We start from the raw sequence: 10,000 nt of genomic DNA, 5'->3' as shown, positions 1-10,000 counted from the left end.
GCGTATCGAACGAATTTATGTCCACGTTCCTCCAACTCTTTATCGAGTTCATCTAGAACTATGTTTGAAAGTAAAGGACTTAAAGGTCCACCTTGTGGTGTTCCTTCTTCTGTACTTGAAACCACTCCATTTATCATGACACCGGCTTGGAGGTATTTACGAATAAGTTTTAATAAAGGTTTATCTGAAATTCGTTTCGCTAATGTTGCCATTAGTCGGTCATGATTGACCTTATCGAAGAATTTCTCTAAATCCATATCAATCACCCATCGATAACCTTCCTTTATATAACCCTTTGCTTTCCGAACGGCGTCATGGGCGCTCCTGTTTGGACGGAATCCATAACTCTGGTCCGAAAATGTTTTGTCATATTCCTTCGATAAAATCTGCGAGATAGCTTGTTGAATCAAACGGTCTGTCACGGTTGGGATACCTAGTAAACGCACACCACCATCTGGTTTCGGGATTTCGACTCGACGTACTGGTTGCGGTTCATAGGTTCCATTCAAAATCTGCGATTTAATGCTTTCCCAATTTTCGAGAATGTGCTGTCGTAAGGTTTGTACGGGCATCATATCTACTCCATGGCTTCCTTTATTCGCTTCAACTCGCTTTAGCGCTTGTATCATGTTTTGCCGTTCGAGAATTTGATCCAACATCACCATTTCGTTCCTTTCCGTGATTAGCTTATCTTCTTATGCCCATCTGAACTCCACCCTCCGCAAATACCCTCGTGGGATTCACCACTACTTTCTAAGCGTGAGGTTTCTCTGTTTTCTGTGCTTATTCATTCTAGATGGAAAGCCAAGGGCTAATCTCTCTCAATTGTTCAGTCCTTCCGAGTAATTCTAGACCTACTCGTACTATGACCTCTGCTGACTTCTGACAGTTCAGCTACTTGTCTCCAAGTAGGTTATGAAGGGTACTTCACGTTTCTGTCAGACCTCCCCGGGTAAGCGCATGCACTTTCACACCATCTATCCGCCTCATTTACTTGATATGACCTTCGACAGAAGGAACTTTGTTTTGTAGCGCAAACTCATTCAATCATACCTAGCCTTATATGAGATTCGTGTTCCTCGGACCGGTGTTTTGCCTCCAGCTTCCTTCAGATTCCGCGTCGCCACGGACACCCTTGCTCTTAGCTAACCTCTACTTCTGTCTTCGGGGTTCGGGACTTGCACCCTATAGTTCATACGCATGCCGGGCGCACGAAAAAAACCAGGAACAAGTAATATTACTTGTTCCTGGTTTTAAAGTTTTCTATATTATTCATCTTCAGATTCAGAAGAATCATTTGCAGTATTTTCTACATTATTAGAAAGCTCTTCTGTTTCTATACTTTCTAATTCTTCTGTTTGTTCTTCTGTATCTTCTTCATCTTTTTTAACGCGTGCTACAGTTGCAACAAGCTCATCATCCGCTAGACGAATCAAACGAACTCCTTGTGTGCTGCGACCAATAATTGAAATATCATTGACATCCATACGGATCAACATGCCGTTAATTGTAATTAACATTAAATCTTCAGTTCCGTCTACTGTTTTAACCGCGCACATTGGACCATTTTTATCTGTAATTTGAATTGTCTTTATTCCAACACCACCGCGGCTTTGCAAACGATACTCAGATTCTGGTGTTCGCTTACCATAACCTTTTTCAGTGACTACTAAAATTTCTTGGCCAGGTTCGATAATTTCCATTCCAACTACATAATCACCTTCACGAAGTTTAATACCTCGTACCCCAGCAGCAGAACGTCCCATTGAACGGATATCTTCTTCTTTGAAACGAATTAGCATTCCTTCATGAGTACCGATTATCACTTCTTTTGTTCCATCAGTTAGACGAACAGAGATTAAATCATCCTCTTCATGTAAACTAATTGCAATTAGACCATTTGTGCGAATATTAGCAAATTGCGAAAGTTGTGTACGCTTCGTAATACCTGTTTTCGTTGTAAAGATGAAATATGCATCTTCTTTAAACTCATCAACTCGAATCATGGCTGTTACTTTTTCTTCTTTATCTAAACTCAATAAGTTAACAATTGGCAGCCCTTTCGCTGTACGTCCGTACTCCGGAATTTCATATCCTTTTGAACGGTATACTTTCCCTTTTGTTGTAAAGAATAAAATTGTATCATGCGTAGAAGTGAATAATAAATGTTCAACGAAGTCATCTTCATGTGTTCCCATTCCTTGAACACCACGACCACCGCGTTTTTGGCTGCGATACGTGTTTGCAGCAAGTCTCTTTATATAGCCATTATGCGTTAATGTAATAACAGAATCTTCACGTGGAATTAAATCTTCATCTTCTATCATTTCAATGCCGCCCATTGTAATTTCAGTTCGGCGTGTGTCATTATATTTTTCTTTAATTTCTAACATTTCAGTGCGAATAATAGCTAATATTTCTCCTTCATCGGCTAAAATAGCTTTTAATTTCGCAATTAACTCTTGAAGTTCCTGATATTCATTTTCAATTTTTTCACGTTCTAGTCCACTTAAACGAACAAGACGCATATCTAAAATTGCTTGAGCTTGTCGATCAGTTAAATTAAAGCGTTCCATTAATACTGGTTTTGCCTCTTCACCAGTACGTGAAGAACGTATAATACTAATAATTTCGTCGATATGATCAAGTGCAATTCGTAAACCTTCTAAAATATGAGCACGATCTTCAGCTTTTCTTAACTCGAATTGAGTACGACGAGTAATAACTACTTTTTGGTGCTCTAAGTAATAATGCAATACTTCCTTTAAGCTTAATACTTTAGGTTGACCATCAACTAAAGCAAGCATATTAACACCAAAGTTTGATTGCATCGCAGTATTTTTATACAAATTATTTAAAATAACATTGGCATTTGCATCTCTTCGCACTTCAATTACGATACGCATTCCACGACGATCGGACTCGTCGCGTAAATTAGTAATACCATCAATTCTTTTATCCCGAACTAATTCTGCAATTTTCTCAATCAATTTTGCTTTATTGACCTGATAAGGCAATTCATTAACGATAATTGTTTCTTTACCATTAGAACTTTGCTCAATTTCAACTTTAGCACGAACAACAATTGAACCACGACCAGTTTCATATGCACGGCGAATACCACTTCTTCCAAGTATTAATCCGCCAGTTGGAAAGTCTGGTCCTGGAATGTATTGCATTAATTCGTCTGTTGTAATAGCAGGATTCTCAGATAAAGCAATTACTGCATCAATTGTTTCTCCTAATTGATGTGGTGGAATATTAGTTGCCATACCAACAGCAATACCCGATGCACCGTTTAATAATAAATTCGGAATACGAGCTGGTAAAACAATTGGCTCTTTTTCATTGCCATCATAGTTATCTTGATAGTCAATTGTATCTTTATTTATGTCACGCAGCATTTCCATCGCGATTTTCGACATACGTGATTCTGTATAACGCATTGCTGCAGCGCCATCACCGTCTACAGAACCGAAGTTACCGTGCCCGTCTACGAGCATATATCGATAACTGAAATCTTGCGCCATACGTACCATAGCATCATAAATTGAAGAGTCTCCGTGAGGGTGATATTTACCCATAACGTCCCCTACAATACGGGCAGATTTTTTATAAGGTTTATCTGAATAATTCCCTAGCTCATGCATTCCATATAAAATACGACGATGTACTGGTTTTAAACCATCTCTTACATCTGGTAGAGCACGGGAAACAATAACGCTCATTGCATAGCTTAAAAACGATGTTTGTACTTCTTCACTAATTTTTATTCCCTTTACACCTGAGTGTTCAGTTTCAGACACTTGAAGAACCTCCTTTCAAAAAACTTATATATCTAAATTCTGTACATAAACTGCATTTTCTTCAATGAATTGTCTACGAGGTTCTACCTCATCACCCATTAATTGTTCAAATATTTTGTCCGCTTTCATTGCATCATCTAATTCTACTTGAAGCAATGTACGATTTTTAGGGTCCATTGTTGTATCCCATAACTGTTCAGCGTTCATTTCACCCAAACCTTTGTAGCGTTGTACTACTGGCTTTGGCATACTTGGTAAACGATTCAATATTTCTTGCAATTGTTCATCCGAATAACAGTACTCCACATGCTTACCTTGCTTAATTTGATAAAGCGGTGGTTGAGCAGCATACACATAACCCGCTTCAATTAGTGGACGCATGAAACGGAAGAAGAATGTAAGTAATAAAATACGAATGTGAGCGCCGTCTACGTCAGCATCGGTCATGATAACAATTTTATGGTAACGTGCTTTTTCTAAATCGAACTCTTCCCCTATACCAGTACCAAAAGCAGTAATCATAGCACGAATTTCAGCATTCGATAAAATACGGTTTAAGTTTGCCTTTTCTACGTTCAAAATTTTACCGCGCAATGGCAAAATCGCTTGGAAGTAGCGATCACGGCCTGATTTCGCAGATCCACCGGCAGAGTCACCCTCAACAATATAAATTTCAGACTCAGCAGGGTTAGTTGACGTACAATCTGCTAATTTACCAGGTAAACTTGATACTTCTAGTGCAGATTTACGACGTGTAAATTCACGTGCCTTTTTAGCTGCAACTCGTGCGCGAGCAGCCATTAACCCTTTTTCAATTATCTTACGTGCAACTGAAGGATTTTCTAACATAAACCGTTCGAAGCCTTCAGAGAATAGTGAATTCGTAATTGAACTTACTTCTGAGTTTCCTAATTTAGTTTTTGTTTGTCCTTCAAATTGTGGATCAGGATGTTTAACAGAAACAATTGCTGTTAAACCTTCACGTACATCTTCACCTGTAAGGTTAGCATCAGAATCTTTTAACATGCCATTTTTACGTGCATAATCATTAATTACACGAGTCAAAGCTGTTTTAAATCCCGATTCGTGTGTACCGCCTTCATACGTATTAATATTATTAGCAAATGAGTAGATGGTAGAAGAGAATCCAGCATTATATTGCATAGCAATTTCAACTGAAATTCCATCCTTTTCGCCTCTAACATCAATTGGATCATGAATAGGTTCTTTTGATTTATTTAAATGCTCTACATATTCACGAATTCCGCCCTCGAAGTGGTAGCTATCAGAACGTACTTCCTCTTCACGTTCATCTTGAATTGTAATGCGAATACCACGATTCAAGTAAGCTAATTCTCGAATACGAGTAGCTAATATTTCATACTCATAAACTGTAGTTTCTTTAAAAATTTCTGGATCTGCTTTAAAGCGAGTTGTTGTACCAGTTTCATCAGAATCACCAATTATTTGTAAAGGCTGTACCGTTTGGCCACGTTCAAATTTAATCGAGTGAATATGACCATCACGTTTTACATAAACTTCAGTCGCAACTGATAAAGCATTTACTACAGATGCCCCTACACCGTGTAATCCTCCTGAAACTTTGTATCCTCCGCCGCCAAATTTCCCTCCGGCATGAAGAACAGTCATAATTACTTCAACAGCTGGCATACCCATCTTTTCTTGAATACTAACTGGAATACCACGACCATTATCTTCTACTCGAATCCAATTGTCTTTTTCAATAGCAACAGTAATTTTTGAACAATAACCCGCTAAAGCTTCGTCAATACTGTTATCCACGATTTCCCAAACTAAATGGTGAAGCCCTTTAGAGCTTGTGGAGCCGATATACATCCCTGGACGCTTACGAACCGCTTCTAAACCTTCTAATACTTGTATTTGATCAGCATCATAAGCTTGTTGAACTTGTTTCTCTTCTAAAGCCACCATGTTCACCTACTCTTTCATTACATCAGTATGTGTCAAAATTTAAAACCTTTATCAAAATTTCTAAAACTTTCTATGCATAATTTTAGTATTTAATTATTTTCTATTTCTCCTTGTTTCACGTGAAACATTTTTGCATGTTGTATTGTTTCATGATGAATCCCATCAACACTTGTAGTTGTGACAAACGTTTGTACTTCACCTTGAATGGTATTTAATAAATGTGATTGGCGATAATCATCTAATTCGGACAAAACATCATCTAAAAGCAAAATAGGAGCTTCTTTTGTTTCTTGCTTTATCAACTCTATTTCAGCCAGTTTCAAAGAAAGTGCTGTAGTCCGCTGTTGACCTTGAGATCCATAGGTTTGAACATCATAATCATTTACTAAAAATTGCAAATCATCCCGATGTGGTCCAACTAATGTAATCCCTCTTTCCAACTCTCTCTTTTTTACTTCAGCTAGTTTTTCTTCCAAATATGTAGCCATTTCCTTTTCAGTCCAACTAGAGTTCAAACCTGTAATTGGACGATATTTGATTGTTAATTTTTCTAGGCCACGAGAAATACCTGAATGAATTTTTTCAGCCCATTCCTGTAAAAGTTCAACAAATTGAAATCTTTTACGAATAATTTGGACAGCCGATTGAATATATTGTTCTGTATAAATAGCAAATAACACATCATCTATTTGTTGCTTGCCTTGATTAATTTTAAGCAAATGATTACGCTGTTTTAATAATTTTTGAAAAGTAAGTAACTCGTGCAAATAGACAGGTGATATTTGGCCGATTTCCATGTCAATAAAACGGCGCCTTACTTGAGGGCTCCCTTTTACTACATTCAAATCTTCTGGAGCAAACATAACAACATTCATTTGCCCAATATAGTTACTTAGCTTCAATTGCTCTAAATGGTTTATTTTACCTTTTTTACCTTTTTTTGTGATGGATAATTCTATTGGAAAGCTGCCGTATCGGTTTTGCACAACACCTTCTATTTTACCATAGTCTGCTTCCCAACGGATTAATTCTTTATCGTTACTTGTTCGATGAGATTTTGCCATGGCTAAAGCATAAATAGATTCCATAACATTTGTTTTGCCCTGTGCATTTTCTCCAATAAATACGTTGATTTTTGGAGAAAAATCTAACTTTAATGTTTCATAGTTACGATAATTTGTTAATTGTAAATGCTCGATGAACATTTAGTTTTCTCCGTTCTTATTGACGATTACAAATCTACCGCAGCCAGGGATATTAATTACATCACCATGTCGTAATTTTCGTCCTCGTCGATTATCTATTTCACCGTTTACGTAGACATCATTTTCTTGTAAAAACCATTTAGCCATACCGCCAGAACTTATAGCATCAGTCACTTTTAATGCTTGGCCAAGCGTAATAAATTCTGTATCAATTACAATTTCATCCAAAGTAAATTCATCCTCCGATTCACGAACATCTATCTAACTATCATACCTAAAAACCATAAAAAAATCCAAGGAAAGCAGAAATGAGCTAGTTTAATCATGACAGTTATTCGTAAATAAAAAATAAAAAAGATAGCCGAAATGACTATCTTTTATAATTAATAAGTTCTTACAGGTAAGATTAGTTGTAATATTGCATCATCGTGTACTGAACGTAAAATGAATGGTCTCATTGCACCTGTAAATTGAATGACAACATCTTGTCCATCAATTGCCTTTAACGCTTCCATCATATATTTCGCACTGAAGGAAATTTTTAAGTGTTCTCCTTCTAATGATTCAACTTGAATTTGCTCTTCTACTTTCCCTATTTCAGGAGAATTTGATGAAATTTCAATAACGTTCCCTTCTAATGTTTCAAAACGAACTACATTATTGCGATCTTCACGAGCTAATAGAGATGCACGATCAATCGCCTGTAATAGTGATTTACCATTGATAGTAATATCCGTTTTAAATTCTTCTGGAATTAAACGAGATGTTTCTGGATAATTCCCTTCTAACAAGCGTGAGAAAAATAATACATTTTCAGTTTTAAATAAAACTTGTTGATTTGTAATAACGATTTCAACCGCATCTGTTGACTCACCAAGTATTTTATTTAATTCATTTAAACTTTTACCTGGAATAACAACTGAACTTACATCAGTTGGCAAATGTTCAAGATTTGTTTTTCTTCTAGCTAAACGATGGCTATCTGTAGCTACGCATATTAATTCATTCCCTTGAATTTGCCAGTTAACACCTGTTAATACAGGACGGCTTTCAGATGTTGCAACAGCAAAAACTGTTTCACGAATAATGGATTTTAATAAATCAGTTGGAATTGAAAATTGACGATCTGTTGAAACCTCAGGCAGTAATGGATATTCTGACGCATCAGAGCCAATAAGGTGAAACTCTGACTTACCAGAGCGAATATGTGTTTGTAAGCCGTTTGAAACTTCAATTTCCACATCATTTGTTGGTAATTTTCTAACAATCTCGTTAAACATACGTGCTTGCAAGACAATTGAGCCTGTTTCAGAAATATTGATTAATTGATCTCCATTTTCTTCGACCGGAATAAACGTTTGAATTGTAATATCAGCATCGCTACCTGTTAATGTTACTCCTTCATTCGTTACATCAATTTTAATCCCCGTTAGAATTGGAATAGTTGTCTTTGAACTTACTGCCTTCATTACATCGTTTAATCCATCTAATAAACGATCTCGCATTATATCAAATTTCATCGGTATACCTCTCTTATTAATATATTATTTTTTAAAGAATTTAAATAGATATAGTAATAGGCCTTGTGGATTTGTGGATAACCTATTTTTTAGCTATAAAAATCAATCTATCCACATGTTGATAAGTTGTGCATAAAGTTGTGTGGTATTTTTAATGTTATCCACAACCCTATTTTCCTAACATGCTGCGAATTTGTTTAATATCTTGCTGGAGAAGTTGATCTTCCTTTAACATAGATGAAATTTTCTCATGGGCATGAATAACCGTTGTATGGTCTCGTCCTCCGAATTCTTCTCCTATTTTAGGCAAAGAGAAATCTGTTAACTCCCGTGATAAATACATAGCTACTTGTCTTGGGAATGCAATTGATTTCGTCCTTCTCTTAGCAGAAAAGTCTTCCAGCTTAATGTGATAATGTTCACCAACAGCAGTTTGTATATCTAATATTGAAATCATACGTGGTTTTGAGTTTGGAATTATATCTTTTAATGCTTCAGCGGCAAGCTCGGTAGTGATATCTTTATTAACCAATGAAGAAAAGGCAACAACGCGGATTAGAGCGCCCTCCAACTCACGTATGTTTGTATCTATTTGATTTGCAATATAATGCATCACTTCGTTGGATATATCTAGTCCATCAGCTTTTGCTTTTTTACGCAAAATAGCAATACGCGTTTCTAAATCAGGTGGTGTAATGTCCGTGATTAACCCCCATTCGAAACGAGAGCGAAGGCGATCTTCCAATGTTGGAATTTCTTTAGGTGGCCGATCACTAGAAATTACGATTTGCTTTGATTCAGTATGCAAAGTATTAAAAGTATGGAAAAATTCCTCTTGAGTTGATTCTTTACCAGCTAAAAATTGAATATCATCGATTAGTAAGACGTCGACATTGCGGTATTTATTACGAAAATCTACTGCTTTGTTGTCTCTAATTGAGTTAATAAATTCATTCGTAAATTTTTCCGAAGATAAGTAAACTACTTTTGCATTTGGATTATGCTCAAGAACATAGTGTCCAATTGCATGCATTAAGTGAGTTTTACCTAATCCTACTCCCCCATAAATAAAAAATGGGTTATAGGCATTTGCCGGTGCCTCAGCAACTGCAAGTGAAGCAGCATGTGCAAATCGATTCCCAGAACCAATTACAAACGTGTCGAACGTATATTTTGGATTCAACATTCCTGGTGAAATTTCAGCATGTTCATCATTACTTTTTGTTTGGATTACCGGTACAGGCAAATCTAAACTATCATCATCCTGATCCTTTTGAACAACAAATTTAATAAGCAAGTCTTCTCCTGTTAATTCAGATAAAATGCCCGCGATTAGGTGAACGTAATGATTTTCTAGCCAATCACGAGCAAATGAGTTAGGCGCGGCAATGGTTACTGTAGACCCTTTATAGGATAGTAACTTCGTAGATTTTAGCCACGTCTCAAAGCTTGGTTTTGAAATTTTTTGTTCTACTTGAGCCAGGACATTTTTCCATAATTCTTCTAAATGTTCCAA

Annotated in this window: 7 protein-coding genes (1 of these 7 cut by a window edge); all 7 read right to left on the bottom strand. The window is 36.6% G+C overall.

Going from position 1 to position 10,000, the window contains the following annotated elements; genetic code table 11:
• Nucleotides 1-662, bottom strand: partial view of a group II intron reverse transcriptase/maturase gene (gene ltrA, locus MKY04_RS00035; protein ID WP_346235866.1) — the 5' portion only. The gene continues 601 nt to the left of window position 1, outside the view; the window shows 662 of its 1,263 coding nt (coding positions 1-662); the start codon lies at nt 660-662; its stop codon lies off the left edge, out of view.
• A gap of 606 nt (nt 663-1,268) precedes the next feature.
• Nucleotides 1,269-3,806, bottom strand: a complete 2,538-nt coding sequence (gene gyrA, locus MKY04_RS00030; protein ID WP_126293805.1) for a DNA gyrase subunit A — start codon at nt 3,804-3,806, stop codon at nt 1,269-1,271.
• A 24-nt stretch (nt 3,807-3,830) separates the two neighbouring features.
• On the bottom strand, nt 3,831-5,759 hold the full coding sequence (gyrB, locus tag MKY04_RS00025) for a DNA topoisomerase (ATP-hydrolyzing) subunit B (RefSeq protein WP_346235148.1): 1,929 nt from the start codon (nt 5,757-5,759) through the stop codon (nt 3,831-3,833).
• Between the two features lie 89 nt (nt 5,760-5,848).
• Nucleotides 5,849-6,964 (bottom strand): DNA replication/repair protein RecF, encoded by a 1,116-nt coding sequence (gene recF, locus MKY04_RS00020; protein ID WP_346235147.1) that lies wholly within the window; start codon nt 6,962-6,964, stop codon nt 5,849-5,851.
• Entirely contained in the window at nt 6,965-7,192 is a 228-nt protein-coding gene (gene yaaA / locus MKY04_RS00015; RefSeq protein ID WP_126293807.1) for a S4 domain-containing protein YaaA, read from the bottom strand.
• Between the two features lie 155 nt (nt 7,193-7,347).
• A complete protein-coding gene (dnaN, locus tag MKY04_RS00010) occupies nt 7,348-8,484 on the bottom strand; it encodes a DNA polymerase III subunit beta (RefSeq protein WP_346235146.1) in 1,137 nt (378 codons plus the stop codon).
• Nucleotides 8,485-8,653: 169 nt separating this feature from the next.
• A complete protein-coding gene (gene dnaA, locus MKY04_RS00005) occupies nt 8,654-10,000 on the bottom strand; it encodes a chromosomal replication initiator protein DnaA (protein ID WP_126293809.1) in 1,347 nt (448 codons plus the stop codon).

This window comes from Lysinibacillus telephonicus (genome assembly GCF_039654155.1).
Taxonomy (GTDB): domain Bacteria; phylum Bacillota; class Bacilli; order Bacillales_A; family Planococcaceae; genus Ureibacillus; species Ureibacillus telephonicus.
Note: the sequence above shows the minus strand (reverse complement) of the source record. Positions and strands in the feature narration are given on the sequence as shown.